Below are 15,118 nucleotides of genomic sequence, written 5' to 3'. Positions count from 1 at the left end.
GCCCGGGGTGCTTGGGTCTTCCGGCCGGGGGCACCTCCCAGCGGTAGCTGGGGGCGACTTCTGCGCCCCGGAGGCGAACCGAGCCCTCAAAAGAGGAGATCATGGACGAGCCGAAGGCCAAGGCCCCTGGGCCCAAGCCGAAGCCGAGGTGGTGGAGCCGCCCGGCCGCCGCGCGACCCGGCGACCGGCCGAACGACGCGGCGGAGGGCGCCGAGGAGCGTACGGAGGCGGCCGCCGCGCAGGTGGCGCCGGAGCCGGTGGACGCCCCCGTGGAGGGCCCGGCACCCGAGGAGCGGGCGCCCCGGCCGTTGCACGAGCCCGATCCGTACAGCACCCCGCCCTACGGTGACCCCGGGCCCTGGGCCCCGGCCCCGCCCGTTCAGCATCCGGTGGCGACCCCCGCGCAGGGCACGCATGTCCCGCCCGGGATGGCTCAGGCGCCGCCACAGACGCCGTCCCAGGCGCCCGGGATGACCCCGCCCCACGGCGGCACCACCGTGCCGCCCGCCGCGGGGCCCGTACCGGGCCAGAGCGCGCCCCCGCCCCTGCCGCAACACCCCGGGATGACCCCGCCGCACGGCACCCAGCTGCCTCCGGGCCCCGGAGAGCCCCACCAGGGCCACCAGAGCCACCAGGGCGCCCCCATGGCGCAGCCCGCCCAGGGCGCCCAGTGGGGTGGCTACGACCCCTGGACCGTGGTTCCGCCGCCCGCCGAGCGCGAGCGGAAGACCGTGTCCCGCCGCGGCGCCTGGATCGCCGTGCTGCTGATCGCCCTGATCGCGGGGTGCCTCGGCGGCGGTATCGGTGCCTACGCGGAACGGGACCGCGCCTCCGGGGGCGTCGATGTGAAGCTGCCGCAGGCCCCGGTCGAGAAGGAGGCCAGGTCCCCGGGCAGCGTCGCCGGAATCGCCGCCAGGTCGCTGCCGGGCGTGGTGACCATCCATGTGCGCGGCAGCGCGGAGGAGGGCACCGGCACCGGCTTCGTGCTCGACAAGCAGGGCCACATCCTCACCAACAACCACGTCGTCCAACCCGCCGGCGCGGACGGCGACATATCGGTGACCTTCAACGGCGGCCAGGACGCCAAGGCCGAGGTGATCGGCCGGGACACCGGGTACGACCTCGCGGTGATCAAGGTCGACCGCGTCTCCGGGCTCACCCCGCTGCCGCTGGGCAACTCCGACTCGGTGCGCGTCGGCGACCCTGTCGTGGCCATCGGCGCCCCCTTCGACCTGGCGGGCACGGTCACTTCCGGGATCATCAGCGCCAAGGAGCGCCCCATCACCGCGGGCGGCGAGAAGGAGGACGGCAGCGACGTCAGCTATGTCGACGCGCTGCAGACCGACGCCCCGATCAACCCGGGCAACTCCGGCGGCCCCCTGGTCGACCGCAAGGCGCGGGTCATCGGGATCAACAGCGCGATCCGGGCGGCCGACGACGGCTCGGGCCTCGGCGGCGGCCAGGGCGGCAGCATCGGCCTGGGCTTCGCCATCCCGATCAACCAGGGCAAGCGGGTCGCCGAGGAGCTGATCAACACCGGGAATGCCACCCATCCGGTCATCGGCGTCACCCTCGACATGAGCTACACGGGCGACGGCGCCCGGGTGAACACCAAGGGTGCCGGCGGCGGCGCGCCGGTCACCGCGGGCGGCCCCGGCGACAAGGCGGGGATCGAGCCCGGTGACGTGATCACGGAGGTGGACGGCGTCCGGGTGCACAGCGGCCAGGAGCTGATCGTGAAGATCCGCAGCCATCGCCCCGGGGACCGGCTCGGGCTCACCGTCAGGCGCGACGGCAAGGAGCGCGCCACGGAGTTGACCCTGGGCTCGGCGAGCAGCGGCTGACGCCCGTTGTTGGCCCGGCCGTCTCCCGCGCCGACCCCACCGCCAGGTACGGTATTGAGTGGCCCAGGCCGGGGCCCAGACGTCTTGAGGAGCTGCAAGGTGTTGGACATAGGACCTCTCGAGCTTGTCGCGCTCGTTGTCCTTGCGGTGCTCGTCTTCGGCCCGGACAAGCTCCCGAAGGTGATTCGGGACGTGACGCAGTTCATCCGGAAGATCCGGGAGTTCTCCGACAGCGCCAAGGAGGACATCCGCTCCGAGCTGGGGCCGGAGTTCAAGGACTTCGAGTTCGAGGACCTCAACCCCAAGACGTTCGTGCGCAAGCACGTGCTGGACTCCGATGAGCTGGGCCTGAAGGAGATCCGTAACGGCTTCGACCTCCGCAAGGAGATGGCGGAGGTCGCCGACGCGGTGCACGGCCGGGAGAGTGATCCGCCGCAGGGCTCTTCAGGGGCTTCCGACAGCACCCCGCTGTCCCTGTCCAAGGACGACTCCAGCACGCCTGACCTGCTGCGCAAGCGCGAGGAGCCGGGACGCGAGGAGCGTCCGCCTTTCGACTCCGACGCCACTTGATCCCCCCGTATGCCCGGCCTGGTTGACCCGTATGGCTATCCTCCCTTTGTCCGGGGTGAGGGTCGCCCGAGGGGGGCGGGCCGCCCACGACGCAGGGCAAACGAGGAGGCCGCGCGCACATGGAGACCACGGGTCGGCTAGGGGAACGAGGGGTGGCAGCGGCCGCGCAGGGGATGCCCGCCGACGCCCGCCGGAGCGTTGACGGCTATCTGATGGCCGCCTTCCCCTGGTACGGGCTTGACGAGGCGTTCACCGGCCCCCGCTGGCTGATGCAGGTCGGTGCGGCCGCGGACGGCATCGTCGAGTACGGCTCGACCGGCCATGGCGAGGAGCCGTCCCTGCGGGTCGAGACCGATATGGAACAGCAGCGCTTCACGGTGGTCGTCACCGTCGCCAGCCGTCCGGGGCGGGACAGCGCCGACGGCACCGGCAAGCTGGAGGCCACCTCGGTCTCCTCGGCCGCCTGGCTGGCCGGCTCCGGTCTGTTGTCGTGCACCTGGCCGACCCGCATGGAGCGGGCGCTGCGCCAGGACTGGCTGGACCAGCAGACCGCGATCGCCTGGGAGCTGGCGGACGATCTGGAGGGCGAGAGCTGGTCGCGGCTTTCGCTCCCGGTGGACGGGGTGCCGACCGACTTCCACTACCGCGAGTCGGAGTACGGCTGGGTGCTGGCCGGTACGGCCAACGAGGACGTGCACATCGGGGCGTACGGGCGCGGGATGAGCGCTTACGGCCTGGGCTTCGCCGTCGTGAAGGACATCGCCCGCTACGACGGGTAGGGGCGCACGTATGGCTCAGGGGCGGTTTCCCCGGGAAACCGCCCCTGAGCCGCAGGCCGTGGCCGAGCGCGCCCGCTCAGAACTTGTTGCGCGGGGTGACGCCGAGCGACATGCCCGCGAGGCCGCGCTGGCGGCCGCCGATCTTGCCCGCGATCGCCTTGAGCGCGCTGCCCGCCGGGGAGTCGGGGTCGGTCAGCACGACCGGCTTGCCCTCGTCGCCGCCCTCGCGCAGCCGTACGTCGATCGGGATGGAGCCCAGCACCGGCACCGTCGTACCGGTGGTCCGGCTGAGTCCGTCGGCGACCACCTGGCCACCGCCGGTGCCGAAGACGTCGACCATCTCGTCGCAGTGCGGGCAGGGCAGCCCGGACATGTTCTCCACCACGCCGACGATCTTCTGATGGGTCTGGACGGCGATCGCGCCGGCCCGCTCGGCGACCTCGGCGGCGGCCTGCTGCGGCGTGGTCACCACCAGGATCTCGGCGTTGGGCACCAGCTGGGCGACGGAGATCGCGATGTCGCCGGTGCCCGGGGGGAGGTCGAGCAGCAGCACATCGAGGTCGCCCCAGTAGACATCGGCCAGGAACTGCTGGAGCGCGCGGTGCAGCATCGGCCCGCGCCACACCACCGGGGCGTTCCCCGGGGTGAACATCCCGATCGAGATCACCTTCACACCGTTCGCCGACGGCGGCATGATCATGTTCTCGACCTGGGTGGGCCGTCCGTCGGCACCCAGCATGCGGGGCACCGAGTGGCCGTAGATGTCGGCGTCCACCACGCCGACCTTGAGCCCGTCCGCGGCCAGCGCGGCGGCCAGGTTGACCGTCACCGAGGACTTGCCGACCCCGCCCTTGCCGGAGGCCACCGCGTAGACCCGGGTCAGCGAGCCGGGCTTGGCGAAGGGCACCTCGCGCTCGGCCTGCCCGCCGCGCAGCGAGGCGGCCAGCTCACGCCGCTGCTCATCGCTCATCACCTCGAGGTCGACCGTGACTCCGGTCACGCCCTCGACCCCGGCGACCGCCGTCCGCACATTGCTGGTGATCGTGTCCCGCATCGGACAGCCGGAGACCGTGAGGTAGACCACCACGGCGACCGAGCCATCCGCCGCGATCCCGACGGATTTGACCATGCCGAGCTCGGTGATCGGCTTGTGGATCTCCGGGTCGTTGACCGTCGCGAGCGCGGCGCGTACAGCGTCTTCGCTCGGTGCTGGGAGGGTGTCGGTAGCCATATGGAGATGGTACGGCGCCGTGGGTGGGGCGCGGACGGCCGTCAGTGGTCGCGTTCCTCACTCAGCCGGGGTTCGCCGTGGCCGCCGGGCCGCGGGGCGCTCCGGCCGCCGTCCGGCCCCTGGCGCAGGTCCGCCAGCTGGTCGCGGAGCCAGTCGCGGGTGGCCACCTCGCCCAGGCCCGTCCGCAGCGCCGCGATTTCCCGGGTGAGGAACTCGGTGTCGGCGATGGACCGTTCGTTCTGCTTGCGGTCCTGTTCGAGATTGACCCGGTCGCGGTCGGCCTGCCGGTACTGGGCCAGCAGGATCAGCGGTGCGGAGTACGACGCCTGGAGCGAGAGCATCAGCGTCAGGAAGATGAACGGGAACGGGTCGAACCGCAGCCGTGGCGGCGCCAGGATGTTCCAGAGCAGCCATAAGGCCACGATGGCCGTCATCCAGGCGATGAACCGCCCGGTGCCCAGGAAGCGCGCGATCCGCTCCGACGCCTTGCCGAACGCCTCGGGGTCCCAGCGCGGCAGCGGGCTGCGGCGCCGCGCCTTGGGCCGGTCCAGACGGCCGCCGTCACCGTCCATCGGCGGCCTCCGGCAGGGCCATCCCGGCGTGCAGCTCGCGCTCCCGCCAGTCGGACGGCAGCATATGGTCCAGGACGTCGTCGACCGTCACCGCGCCGAGCAGCGAGCCGGTCTCGTCCACGACGGGCGCCGCGAGCAGGTTGTACGTGGCCAGATGGCCGGCGACGACGGGCAGCGGGGTGTCCGGCGGCAGCGTCGGCAGATCGGAGTCGACGGCCGCGCCGACGAGGGTGAACGGCGGGTCGCGCAGCAGCCGTTGGAAGTGGATGATGCCCAGATAGCGCCCGGTGGGCGTCTGGTCGGGCGGGCGGCAGACATAGACCTGGGCGGCGAGCGCGGGGGTCAGGTCCTGGTCGCGCACCCGGGCGAGCGCGTCCGCGACGGTCGCGTCCGGGCGCAGCACGATCGGCTCGGTGGTCATCAGACCGCCCGCCGACCCCTCCTCGTACGACATCAGCCGCCGCATGTCCGCCGCGTCCCGGGGGCGCATCAGATCCAGCAGCCGCTCCTTGTCGGGCTCGGGGAGCTCGGAGAGCAGATCGGCCGCGTCATCGGGGTCCATGGCCTCCAGGACGTCGGCCGCGCGCTCCTCCTTGAGCTTGCCGAGGATCTCCACCTGGTCGTCGTCGGGCAGCTCCTCCAGGACGTCCGCGAGCCGCTCGTCGTCCAGGGCGGCCGCCACCTCGCCCCGGCGCTTGGCGGACAGATGGTGCAGCACATTGGCCAGGTCGGCGGGGCGCAGCTGCTCGAAGGTGGCCAGCAGGTTCTCCGCGCCCTGCCCCTGCTCCTCCAGCGAGAAGCCGGTGACCGCCGACCAGTCCACGGTCAGCGCCTCGCCGCGGCGGCGCAGCGCGCGGGTCCTGCCGCGGCGGACGAAGACCTTGTCGACCTCCCAGTCGCGGCGCGCGGGCAGCTGGCTCATCGCCACGTCCAGGACCGTCACCGGGTCGCCGGTCTCGACCAGCCGCACGGTGCGGTCGAGCAGTTCGCCGAGGACCAGGGTCTCGGTGGGGCGCTGTTCGAAGCGGCGCATGTTGAGCACGCCGGTGATGATGACCTGGCCGGACTCCACGCCGGTCACCCGGGTCATGGGCAGGAAGATCCGGCGGCGGCCGACCACCTCGACCACCAGGCCGAGCACCCGCGGCGGGCGGCCGGCCAGCCGCAGCATCGCCACGACATCGCGCACCCGCCCCACCTGGTCGCCGTTCGGGTCGAACACGGCGACGCCCGCGAGATGCGAGACGAAGATCCGGGGGGTGCCTGCGGGCATGGCCTGCCTCCCCTCGTGGCTGGGGCTTCCTTGTCAGGTTTCGTGGTCATTCAAGGCAATGATCCGCTCTTCACCGGGTTCAGGCTAACGTGCCCGCGCCTGCCCTGCCGCCGGGCGAGGGCACCGCGGCACCCGGCGGACAGCGTGGGGCGGCACCGGTACGCTGCCCTACTGCACCGGCATCAGGAGGCAGAGCGGACGTGCGCACCCGGAACAGGGCTGTCGTTGCGGCGATGTGCGCGGGGTTGGCCGCCACGCTCGCCGCGTGTGGCGGCGGCGGGGAGAAGGACCCCGACGCGGGGACGAACGGCGTGGGAAAGCTCCCCGCCACGAAGATCGAGAGCAAGGCCCGTCAGGCGGCCGGGGGCGCGAAATCGGTGCGGCTCTCCGGCAACCTCGTCACCAGCGGAGCCACCTACAAACTGAACATGCGGCTCAACGCCGACGGCGGCACGGGCCAGGTGTCCACCAAGGGCTCCAGCTTCGAGCTGCTGCGCGTCGGCAAGGAGCTCTACCTCAAGGCCGACGCGGGCTTCTGGTCGCACGACGGCGAGAGTGGTGGCGGCGACGCGGACAACGCGGCCGGCAAGCTGGACAACAAGTATGTGAAGGTTCCCTCCGGCGACCCCTCCTACCAGCGGCTCAGCGGTTTCACCGATATGAAGCTGCTGCTCGACGGGTTGCTCGGGCTGCACGGCAGGATCACCACGGGTGACCGCGGGCGGGTGGACGGCGTGCGGACGATCACCATCAGCGCCGGTAAGGCCGGTGAGGGCGGCTCACTCGACGTCTCCCTGGAGGGAAGGCCGTATCCGCTGCGGTTGCAGCGGGCGGGCGGCGCGGGGGTGATCCGGCTCGCGGACTGGAACAAGGGCTTCAAGCTGACCGCCCCGGAGAAGGGCCATGTGCTCGACTACGGACAGCGGATCCCGGAGACGCCGTAGGCGTGGGTGCGCCTGGAAAGGCTCCAAGGACGCGTCCTAACGGTCGTCAGCACGGCCTGCAGTCGGCTAGGACGCGTCCTTACGGTCGCCGACGCGGTTGTCGGATGGCTGGGACGCGTCCTTACGGGCGTCACGGGCCCGCTTCTTGCGGCGGGCCAGGAGCTTGGGTAGCGCCGCCGGGATCGGGCGGCGGGTGATCGCGGGGGACGGCAGCGGGGCCGCCGCCAGGGAGCCGGTGGGGTGCTCGGCGAGCGCCCCGGACGCGGGCTCCAGCCGCAGCACCCGGCATTCACGGGCCCAGCGCTCCGCGATGTGGTCGGCGTCCGCCGCGTTCAGCCGCTTGCCCTTGAGCTCGTCGACCGTCGCGGTCCACGCCTCGCCGCCCGGGGTCAGCTCGACCACCCGCGCGGACCAGCTCACCAGGCGGCCGCCCTTGTCCTTGCTGCGCACGGTCACGGTCGCGCTGCCGCCGTCGGCCAGCCCGAGGTCCTCGAGGGGCTGTTCGTCGGGCCCGTCCCCGACGAGGCAGACCGCGCCCTCGTGCCAGATGTGCCACAGGGCGCGCGGGGCACCCTCGGTGCCCTGGACCCAGATGAGGGCGGACTTCTTGGCCGCCTCCTCGACAAGGGCACGGTCCATCGGCGTCTGCGTCATGCCGACAGCCTAGGCCAGCCACGCACCCGTCCCAGCCCGTGAAATGTCAGTTCCGTCGCACGGCCACGCGCCTTACCCTGGCCGCGTGCCCACCGCCCGTACCGCCCGCGCCTCAGCCCTCGCCGCCAGGCCCACCGCACCCGGTGGCGGTGGCCGCTTCCACAGCGGTCCTGTGGATGTCGCGCTCCTTACGGTCGCCATCGCCGGGGTCTCGCTCTCCGCGCCGCTGGCCGCCGCGACGGTGGCGCCCGCGCTCGCCATCGCCTTCTGGCGCAACGCCATGGCGGTCGGCGCGCTCACCCCGCTCGCCCTGTGGCGCCACCGGGGCGAGCTGCGGGGGATGGGCCGCCGGACGGCGCTGCTTTCGGCCGGGGCGGGGGCGCTGCTCGCGGTGCACTTCGGGGCCTGGCTGCCGAGCCTGCACATGACCTCCGTGGCCTCCTCGACCGCGCTGGTGACCACGACCCCCGTCTGGACGGCGCTGCTGCTGCGGCTGCGCGGACACCGCCCGCCCACGCTCGCCTGGCTGGGCATGGGCCTGGCGATCCTCGGTGTGGTGATCCTCACCGGGGTCGACCTGTCCGCCTCGCCGCGTGCCCTGCTGGGCGACGGGCTCGCCCTGCTGGGCGGGGTCGCGGCGGCCGGGTACGTGCTGCTCGGGGCGGAGGTGCGCCGCTCGGTGAGCACCACCGCGTACGCCTACGTCTGCTACACCACCACCAGCGTGCTCCTGCTGCTGACCTGCCTGGTGGCGGGCGCGGAGCTCGGCGGCTACAGCGGCACCACCTGGCTGCGGCTGGCCGCGCTGACGGTCACCGCGCAGCTGCTGGGACACACCCTCATCAACCGGGTGGTCAAGGGTCTCGGCCCGTCCGTCACCTCGACCGCGATCCTGCTGGAGACGCCGGGGGCGGCCCTGATCGCGGCCCTGTGGCTGGGTCAGATGCCGCCCGTCGCCGCCTACCCGGCGCTCGCGGTGATCCTCGGCGGGCTCGCGCTGGTCATCATGGCGGACGGGAAGGGCGCGTCGAACGAACCCGGCTGAGGAGCGAGGGTCCAGCCCGGCTGATGAGTGAGGGCCCAACCACCTGATGAGTGAGGCCCAACCCACCTGATGAGGGCCCGCCCGCCGTCCGGCCCTACAGCCAGCCGTTGCGCTTGAAGCCGCGGTGGATCGCGAAGCAGATGCCCACCGTGACCACGAGCACGGTCGGGTAGCCGAACTTCCAGCGCAGCTCCGGCATGTAGTCGAAGTTCATGCCGTAGATCCCCGCGATCATCGTCGGCACGGCGAAGATCGCCGCCCAGGACGTGATCTTCCGCATGTCCTCGTTCTGCGCGACCGTGGCCTGCGCCAGATTGGCCTGGAGGATCGAGTTCAGCAGGTCGTCGAAGGCCAGCACCTGCTCGTTGACCCGCGCCAGATGGTCCGCGACATCCCGGAAGTACTTCTGGATGTCCGGGTCCACCAGCCGCATCGGACGCTCGCTCAGCAGCTGCATCGGCCGCAGCAGCGGCGAGACGGCCCGCTTGAACTCCAGGACCTCGCGCTTGAGCTGGTAGATCCGGCCCGCGTCGCCGCCCCGCCGGGAGGTCGCGGCGGAGAAGACGTCGATCTCGACCTCGTCGATGTCGTCCTGGACCGCGTCGGCGACCGCGAGATAGCCGTCGACCACCTGGTCGGCGATGGCGTGCAGCACCGCCGAGGGGCCCTTGGCGAGCAGTTCCGGGTCCTGCTGGAGCCGGTGGCGCAGGGCGCGCAGCGAGCCCTGACCGCCGTGCCGCACGGTCACGATGAAGTTCTGGCCGGTGAAGCACATCACCTCACCGGTCTCCACGACCTCGCTGGTCGAGGTGAGTTCGGCGTGCTCCACGTAGTGGATGGTCTTGAAGACGGTGAAGAGGGTGTCGTCGTACCGCTCCAGCTTGGGCCGCTGGTGGGCCTGCACCGCGTCCTCGACCGCCAGCGGGTGCAGCCCGAACTCCTGGGCGATCCCGGCGAACTCGCGCTCGGTCGGCTCGTGCAGCCCGATCCAGGCGAACCCGCCCTCCTCGCGGACCCGCTCCATGGCCTTCGCAGGGCTCACATGTTCACTGACCCGCATGCCGTCGCGGTAGACCCCGCAGTCGACCACGGCGCTGGTGACCGACGGGTCACGCGTCGCGTCGTAGTCGCTGGCGGTACGGGAACGGCGCAGGGCGGGCCGAACGGCTGCGCGCAGGTCACGAATCATCGACATGACGGGCTCCTTCACAGGCCGGCCGTCAGCGGCGGGCGCGCGGCGCAGCGCAGCGCCCGGAAGGTGGACGTACGACATCCGGTGCCCGTACGTCCGCAAAGCGGGCGGCGCTCCATGCGATGGCGCTGACGGAAGGTTCTTCGGAACTGAACAAAGCGGTACGAAGGCGCTCTACCGTCAGATGCCCTGGATGCGAGTGGGCTTCGCGTGTTTCACCGCCGAGCGGCGGGGTACGGAAGGCTCAGATCATGAAGACGCATACCAAGGGGAAACGACGGGAGAACTGTCGGTACTGCACGGTCGACTAGGATCCACCGCAGCCCCACCTCCTCCGGCCGGTCCCCCGTGAGGGACGATCTGTAACTCCCTGGGCAGAGATTAAGGCTATCAGTCGGCTGAACCGTTACGTCGCCGCTTTGCCTGTTCGATACGCGATCTATGCTCACCGCATGTCAGACGTTCTTCAGCTGGTCGAGGCCCGGTTGATCACCGCGCTGGGTGAGCCGGACGCCCGCGCCGCCGTCACCTTCGTCGGTGCGGACCGCATTGAGGTGCTGCGATTCCGCGATGAGAACGATGTGATCCGCTACGCCACGCTCGGCATGTCGGACCATCCGATGACCAGTCCGACCGCCGCCGTCGCCGATCCGCTGCGCGGGCCGCGCGCCGAGCTGGTGCTGACCGTAAGGACGGGCGGTTCCGGTCCCGACCTCTCCGTCCTCGACGAGGTGCTCCGCCCGCTCGCCGTGCTGGCCGCCTCGCCCCAGGTCGAGGGGGTCGTGGTGACCCCCGGCGCGTCGCTGGACCTCGGCGGGCCGCTGTGGCCCGGGGCGCCCTTCAGTTCCGTCCTCGTCGCGGAACCGGGCGGCCTGGTCGAGGACTTGGAGCTGCTGGAGCCCCTGGAGCCGGTGCGCTTCCTGCCGATGCTGCCGATGACCGCGAACGAGGCGGCGTGGAAGCGGGTGCATGGCGCCGGAGCCCTCCAGGACCGCTGGCTGCGGCATGGCACGGATCTGCGCGACCCGGCGCGGACCGGGGTGCCGTTGTCGGGCTGAGACCCGTACGGAAGCCCCGCGATGGCCCGGGCGCGGGGCCGGACGGGAACCGCGGCGGGGCCGGACGAGGGCCGCGGCGGGGCGGGACGAGGGCCGCGGCGGGGCCGGACGGGAACTGGTGCGGGAAGTGGCCTCCGGACGGGTGATCGTCCTTGACGCGGCGACGACCGGGGAGGACCGTGGGGCCCTATGAGGGGCGAACCCAGTTGCCCGAAGTGCGGTGGCCGGGTGCGAGCGCCCGGTCTCTTCGCCGACTCCTGGCAGTGCGGCGTGCACGGCACGGTGCACCCCCTCCAGCCGGTCGTCCCGCCGAGCGTCGAAGCACTCGTGGTCGTCACCAACCGCGCCCGGGTGCCCGTATGGATGCCGTGGCCGCTGCCCGTGGGCTGGCTGTTCACCGGTGTGGCCTGCGCCGGGGACGACCGCAGTGGCGGCCGCGCCACGGCCGTGGCCTGCTCCGGCCCCGGACCGCTGGGCGGCCCGGGTGAGCTGCTGCTGATCGCCGAGGAGTTGGGCGTCGGCCTCGGCGCGCGTTTCGCGGGCCTCCCGGGGCCCGATCCGGGGCCGGGGATGCGAGTGGACAAGCCGCCGCATGTCAAGGTGCTGGCCGCCGGGCGGCCCACCCCGCTGTGGCATGTCGAGGGCACCCCGGACGACCGCGCGGTCTTCGCGGGCGAGGCGTGCGGGCTGTGGCTGTGGGCGGTCGTCTGGCCCGAGCAGACCGGGCTGCTGATGTACGACGAGATGGTGCTCACCGATCTGCGGGACGCGGGGGCCGAGGTCGACCTGGTGCCCTGCGGGGCACTCTCCCCGAGGCTGCTCTCGCCCTGAGCCCCTTCGCCGCCGGCCTTCGCCGCTGGGCTGGTGCGTCATGCACAGGTCAGGGCCGCCGACGCGGGCAGCTGCGGGCGTGGTTATGCTGGGGCGTCCCCTCGGTCCATCCCGAACGCAGCTTGGAGCCCGTGCCGTGCGCATCGATCTGCACACCCACTCCACTGCGTCGGACGGTACGGACACCCCCGCCGAGCTGGTACGGAACGCCGCCGCCCAGGGTCTGGACGTCGTCGCGCTCACCGATCACGACACCGTCGGCGGCTATGAGGAGGCGACGAAGGCGCTGCCCTCCGGGCTGACGCTGGTCACCGGCGCCGAGCTGTCCTGCCGTCTCAACGGGGTCAGCCTGCACATGCTGGCGTACCTCTTCGACCCGGCCGAGCCCGAGCTGGCGCGCGAGCGCGAGCTGGTGCGCGACGACCGGGTGCCCCGGGCCCGGGCGATGGTCGCGAAGCTGCGCGAGCTGGACGTGCCGATCACCTGGGAGCGGGTGGCGGAGATCGCCGGGGACGGGGCCGTCGGACGGCCGCACGTCGCCACCGCGCTGGTCGAACTGGGCGTCGTGGAGAGCGTCTCGGACGCCTTCACCCAGGACTGGCTGGCCGACGGCGGCCGGGCGCATGTGGAGAAGCACGAGCTGGACCCGTTCGAGGCGATCCGGCTGATCAAGGGCGCCGGTGGGGTCGCGGTCTTCGCGCATCCGCTGGCGGTCAAGCGTGGCCAGTGCGTCCCGGAGAGTGCGATCGGCGAGCTGGCGGCGGCGGGCCTCGACGGTATCGAGGTCGACCATATGGACCACGCCGAGGACACCCGTGCCCGGCTGCGCGGTCTCGCCGCCGAGCTCGGCGTGCTCACCACCGGCTCCAGCGACTATCACGGCAGCCGTAAGACCTGTCGGCTCGGCGAGTACACGACCGACCCCGAGATCTACGGGGAGATCGTGCGCCGGGCGACCGGGGCCTTCCCGGTGCCGGGCGCGGGCGGCTGAACCCCGCTCTCCCCTCTGCTTCGTCTTCCCCCTGTTTCCCTTACCGCATCAGCACCGCACCGCTGCTCGTCCCCGCAAGGCCATTCACTGTGTTCGACGTCGCCGTCTTCGGCTCCCTCTTCCTCACCCTGTTCGTGATCATGGACCCGCCGGGCATCACGCCCATCTTCCTGGCGCTGACCTCGGGCCGACCGGCCAAGGTGCAGCGCAGGATGGCGGGCCAGGCGGCGGCCGTCGCCTTCGGCGTCATCGCCGTCTTCGGCATCGGCGGTCAGCAGATCCTCGACTATCTGCATGTCTCGGTCCCCGCGCTGATGATCGCGGGCGGGCTGCTGCTCCTGCTGATCGCGCTCGATCTGCTCACCGGTAAGAACGACGAGCCGACCCAGACCAAGGACGTCAATGTCGCGCTCGTCCCGCTCGGCATGCCGCTGCTGGCCGGGCCGGGCGCGATCGTCTCGGTGATCCTCGCCGTCCAGCACGCTCGTGGGATCGGCGACCAGATGGCGGTGTGGACCGCGATCGCGGCCATGCATGGCGTGCTCTGGGTCACCATGCGCTACTCGCTGCTGATCATCCGCGTGATCAAGGAGGGGGGAGTGGTGTTGGTCACCCGGCTGTCCGGCATGATGCTCTCCGCCATCGCGGTCCAGCAGATCATCAACGGCGTCATCCAGGTGGCCCACACCGCCTGACACGCGTGAGCGCCCCCGTACCGTCTGTACGGGGGCGCTCGACGCTCTGTGCGGCTGGGAGGGCCTTACGGCACTACCGGGCGGCGGTGTCGGCTGGACGGATGTAGATGCGCTGGCCGATTGCGGCGGCCTGCTGCACGATCCGGTTGACGGAGGCGGCGTCTACGACAGTGCTTTCGATGGCGCTGCCATCGATGTCGTCAAGGCGCATGATCTCGAAGCGCAAGGCTTCTCCCTTCGTCTGATCCTCCTGAAGGAGAACTGATGTGTACGGAGTCGCGCAGCGTCGCTGCCGCGCCCTCCTGTACGTGTTCAACCAGAGGGTCCCCCGAAAACATTCCCTACGCTAATAAAATTTTTTCGCAGCCTAAGTATCCGCTGGTAGCCGGGGCGGGGTCCGGTTGTGCCCCTCACGGAGCCGCCCGGAGAATGAACCGCGTATGAGTGAGACCATGCCTCCGGGCCCACAAGACCTCGCCTCGATCGTCGCGGGCATCGAGCGCACGAACGAGCTGCTGCAGCGCGTACTCGCCGAGGTCGCGACCACGCCCTCGACGCACGCGATCTTCGTGGACGCGGGGTATGTCTATGCGGCCGCCGGGCGGCTGGTCGCGGGCACGGAGGACCGCCGGGCGTTCGAGCTGGACGCCGAGGGGCTCATCGAGGCGTTCATCGACAAGGCGCGCACGATCTTCCCGGACAGCAGGCTGCTGCGCGTCTACTGGTTCGACGGCGCCCGGCGCCGGATCCACACCCCGGAGCAGCAGGGCATCGCGGAGCTGCCCGACGTCAAGGTCCGGCTCGGCAACCTCAACGCCAACAACCAGCAGAAGGGCGTCGACTCGCTCATCCGCTCCGACCTGGAGTCCCTCGCCCGCCACCGCGCCATCGGCGACGCCGTGCTGATCGGCGGCGACGAGGACCTGGTCTCCGCCGTCGAGGCGGCCCAGGGCTACGGGGCACGCGTCCACCTCTGGGGCATCGAGGCCCTCGACGGGCGCAACCAGGCCGAACCGCTGCTGTGGGAGGTCGACAGTCAGCGCACCTTCGACCTCGACTTCTGCAAGCCGTACGTCACCCGGCGCGCCACCGGCTACGAGCCGAACGGCGACGCGCCCCTGTGCGGGCCCGCCCCGACCCGGGACGAGGTGCGCTTCGTCGGGGCGCAGATCGCCGCCCAGTGGCTGTCCTCACGCGGCCGTGAGACCCTCGCCGAGCTGCTGCCGGGCCATCCGTATCTGCCCGGCTCCGTGGACCAGGAGCTGCTGATCGACGCGGAGGGGCTGCTGCGGCTCTCGCTGCGTGCCCACGCCGATCTGCGGCGGGCCCTGCGGGACGGCTTCTGGGAGCATCTGCAAGCGCAGTACTGAGCCCGCGGGATCTTGGGTGGGCTTCGGGCCCAGCCGACGTCTTGGTGCTCAGCCCACGTGCTAGTGCTC

General features: G+C 71.7%; 16 protein-coding genes. 10 read left to right on the top strand and 6 right to left on the bottom strand.

The features are described 5' to 3' along the window. Nucleotides 1-101 precede the first annotated feature (101 nt). The 3 genes from ACMTAK_RS19085 to ACMTAK_RS19075 all read left to right on the top strand — a co-directional run bounded on the left by ACMTAK_RS19085 (nt 102) and on the right by ACMTAK_RS19075 (nt 3,193). Nucleotides 102-1,844 (top strand): S1C family serine protease, encoded by a 1,743-nt coding sequence (locus ACMTAK_RS19085; RefSeq protein WP_413807338.1) that lies wholly within the window; start codon nt 102-104, stop codon nt 1,842-1,844. A 99-nt stretch (nt 1,845-1,943) separates the two neighbouring features. After that, nucleotides 1,944-2,414, top strand: coding sequence for a sec-independent translocase (locus ACMTAK_RS19080; protein ID WP_413807337.1), 471 nt, complete (start codon nt 1,944-1,946; stop codon nt 2,412-2,414). Nucleotides 2,415-2,533: 119 nt separating this feature from the next. Continuing rightward, nucleotides 2,534-3,193, top strand: coding sequence for a hypothetical protein (locus ACMTAK_RS19075; protein ID WP_413807336.1), 660 nt, complete (start codon nt 2,534-2,536; stop codon nt 3,191-3,193). Between the two features lie 76 nt (nt 3,194-3,269). Here the strand turns inward: ACMTAK_RS19075 and ACMTAK_RS19070 are convergent, their stop codons facing one another. From ACMTAK_RS19070 to ACMTAK_RS19060, 3 genes are read right to left on the bottom strand one after another with little or no spacing between them, the layout of a single operon-like run. Further along, nucleotides 3,270-4,424 (bottom strand): Mrp/NBP35 family ATP-binding protein, encoded by a 1,155-nt coding sequence (locus tag ACMTAK_RS19070; RefSeq protein ID WP_413807335.1) that lies wholly within the window; start codon nt 4,422-4,424, stop codon nt 3,270-3,272. A 41-nt stretch (nt 4,425-4,465) separates the two neighbouring features. Next, entirely contained in the window at nt 4,466-4,996 is a 531-nt protein-coding gene (locus tag ACMTAK_RS19065; protein WP_413807334.1) for a DUF1003 domain-containing protein, read from the bottom strand. After that, nucleotides 4,986-6,269 carry a magnesium transporter MgtE N-terminal domain-containing protein gene (locus ACMTAK_RS19060; protein WP_413807333.1) on the bottom strand — a complete coding sequence of 428 codons (1,284 nt, stop codon included), beginning with the start codon at nt 6,267-6,269 and terminating at the stop codon, nt 4,986-4,988. The genes ACMTAK_RS19065 and ACMTAK_RS19060 overlap by 11 nt, the downstream gene beginning before the upstream one ends. A 200-nt stretch (nt 6,270-6,469) precedes the next feature. Here ACMTAK_RS19060 and ACMTAK_RS19055 point away from each other — a divergent pair, with 200 nt between their 5' ends. Further along, the gene (locus tag ACMTAK_RS19055) at nt 6,470-7,213 is read left to right on the top strand and encodes a hypothetical protein (protein WP_413807332.1); all 744 of its coding nucleotides are present in this window, start codon (nt 6,470-6,472) and stop codon (nt 7,211-7,213) included. A gap of 66 nt (nt 7,214-7,279) precedes the next feature. Here ACMTAK_RS19055 and ACMTAK_RS19050 read toward each other — a convergent pair whose 3' ends face one another. After that, on the bottom strand, nt 7,280-7,867 hold the full coding sequence (locus tag ACMTAK_RS19050) for a hypothetical protein (RefSeq protein ID WP_413807331.1): 588 nt from the start codon (nt 7,865-7,867) through the stop codon (nt 7,280-7,282). Nucleotides 7,868-7,952: 85 nt separating this feature from the next. On the opposite strand from ACMTAK_RS19050, the gene ACMTAK_RS19045 reads away from it, so the two are divergent. Next, nucleotides 7,953-8,912 carry a DMT family transporter gene (locus ACMTAK_RS19045; RefSeq protein ID WP_413807330.1) on the top strand — a complete coding sequence of 320 codons (960 nt, stop codon included), beginning with the start codon at nt 7,953-7,955 and terminating at the stop codon, nt 8,910-8,912. Between the two features lie 94 nt (nt 8,913-9,006). On the opposite strand, the gene corA is transcribed toward ACMTAK_RS19045, so the two are convergent. Then, nucleotides 9,007-10,107 (bottom strand): magnesium/cobalt transporter CorA, encoded by a 1,101-nt coding sequence (corA, locus tag ACMTAK_RS19040; protein WP_413807329.1) that lies wholly within the window; start codon nt 10,105-10,107, stop codon nt 9,007-9,009. A 449-nt stretch (nt 10,108-10,556) separates the two neighbouring features. On the opposite strand from corA, the gene ACMTAK_RS19035 reads away from it, so the two are divergent. The 4 genes from ACMTAK_RS19035 (at nt 10,557) to ACMTAK_RS19020 (ending at nt 13,679) form a co-directional block, all read left to right on the top strand. Further along, the gene (locus ACMTAK_RS19035; protein ID WP_413807328.1) at nt 10,557-11,162 is read left to right on the top strand and encodes a suppressor of fused domain protein; all 606 of its coding nucleotides are present in this window, start codon (nt 10,557-10,559) and stop codon (nt 11,160-11,162) included. A gap of 189 nt (nt 11,163-11,351) precedes the next feature. Beyond that, nucleotides 11,352-11,993, top strand: coding sequence for a DUF6758 family protein (locus tag ACMTAK_RS19030; RefSeq protein ID WP_121824791.1), 642 nt, complete (start codon nt 11,352-11,354; stop codon nt 11,991-11,993). Nucleotides 11,994-12,129: 136 nt separating this feature from the next. Next, the gene (locus tag ACMTAK_RS19025) at nt 12,130-12,984 is read left to right on the top strand and encodes a PHP domain-containing protein (protein WP_413807327.1); all 855 of its coding nucleotides are present in this window, start codon (nt 12,130-12,132) and stop codon (nt 12,982-12,984) included. 89 nt (nt 12,985-13,073) lie between these two features. Next, nucleotides 13,074-13,679 (top strand): MarC family protein, encoded by a 606-nt coding sequence (locus ACMTAK_RS19020; RefSeq protein WP_262703605.1) that lies wholly within the window; start codon nt 13,074-13,076, stop codon nt 13,677-13,679. A 73-nt stretch (nt 13,680-13,752) separates the two neighbouring features. Here the strand turns inward: ACMTAK_RS19020 and ACMTAK_RS19015 are convergent, their stop codons facing one another. Next, complete coding sequence (locus tag ACMTAK_RS19015) at nt 13,753-13,905, bottom strand: hypothetical protein (RefSeq protein ID WP_020868604.1); 153 nt, start codon at nt 13,903-13,905, stop codon at nt 13,753-13,755. Between the two features lie 214 nt (nt 13,906-14,119). Here ACMTAK_RS19015 and ACMTAK_RS19010 point away from each other — a divergent pair, with 214 nt between their 5' ends. Next, a complete protein-coding gene (locus ACMTAK_RS19010; RefSeq protein WP_413807326.1) occupies nt 14,120-15,049 on the top strand; it encodes an NYN domain-containing protein in 930 nt (309 codons plus the stop codon). Nucleotides 15,050-15,118: the final 69 nt, after the last annotated feature.

The sequence above is a fragment of the Streptomyces lacaronensis genome (assembly GCF_047337785.1).
In the GTDB taxonomy this organism is placed as follows: domain Bacteria; phylum Actinomycetota; class Actinomycetes; order Streptomycetales; family Streptomycetaceae; genus Streptomyces; species Streptomyces lycopersici.
Note: the sequence above shows the minus strand (reverse complement) of the source record. Positions and strands in the feature narration are given on the sequence as shown.

What these genes read in the sequence shown, in the direction of transcription:
- ACMTAK_RS19085 (WP_413807338.1), top strand. Translation starts at nt 102, where the DNA reads ATGGACGAGCCGAAGGCCAAGGCCCCTGGGCCCAAGCCGAAGCCGAGG.
- ACMTAK_RS19075 (WP_413807336.1), top strand. Translation starts at nt 2,534, where the DNA reads ATGGAGACCACGGGTCGGCTAGGGGAACGAGGGGTGGCAGCGGCCGCG.
- ACMTAK_RS19070 (WP_413807335.1), bottom strand. Translation starts at nt 4,424, where the DNA reads ATGGCTACCGACACCCTCCCAGCACCGAGCGAAGACGCTGTACGCGCC.
- ACMTAK_RS19065 (WP_413807334.1), bottom strand. Translation starts at nt 4,996, where the DNA reads ATGGACGGTGACGGCGGCCGTCTGGACCGGCCCAAGGCGCGGCGCCGC.
- ACMTAK_RS19060 (WP_413807333.1), bottom strand. Translation starts at nt 6,269, where the DNA reads ATGCCCGCAGGCACCCCCCGGATCTTCGTCTCGCATCTCGCGGGCGTC.
- ACMTAK_RS19050 (WP_413807331.1), bottom strand. Translation starts at nt 7,867, where the DNA reads ATGACGCAGACGCCGATGGACCGTGCCCTTGTCGAGGAGGCGGCCAAG.
- corA (WP_413807329.1), bottom strand. Translation starts at nt 10,107, where the DNA reads ATGTCGATGATTCGTGACCTGCGCGCAGCCGTTCGGCCCGCCCTGCGC.
- ACMTAK_RS19035 (WP_413807328.1), top strand. Translation starts at nt 10,557, where the DNA reads ATGTCAGACGTTCTTCAGCTGGTCGAGGCCCGGTTGATCACCGCGCTG.
- ACMTAK_RS19030 (WP_121824791.1), top strand. Translation starts at nt 11,352, where the DNA reads ATGAGGGGCGAACCCAGTTGCCCGAAGTGCGGTGGCCGGGTGCGAGCG.
- ACMTAK_RS19010 (WP_413807326.1), top strand. Translation starts at nt 14,120, where the DNA reads ATGAGTGAGACCATGCCTCCGGGCCCACAAGACCTCGCCTCGATCGTC.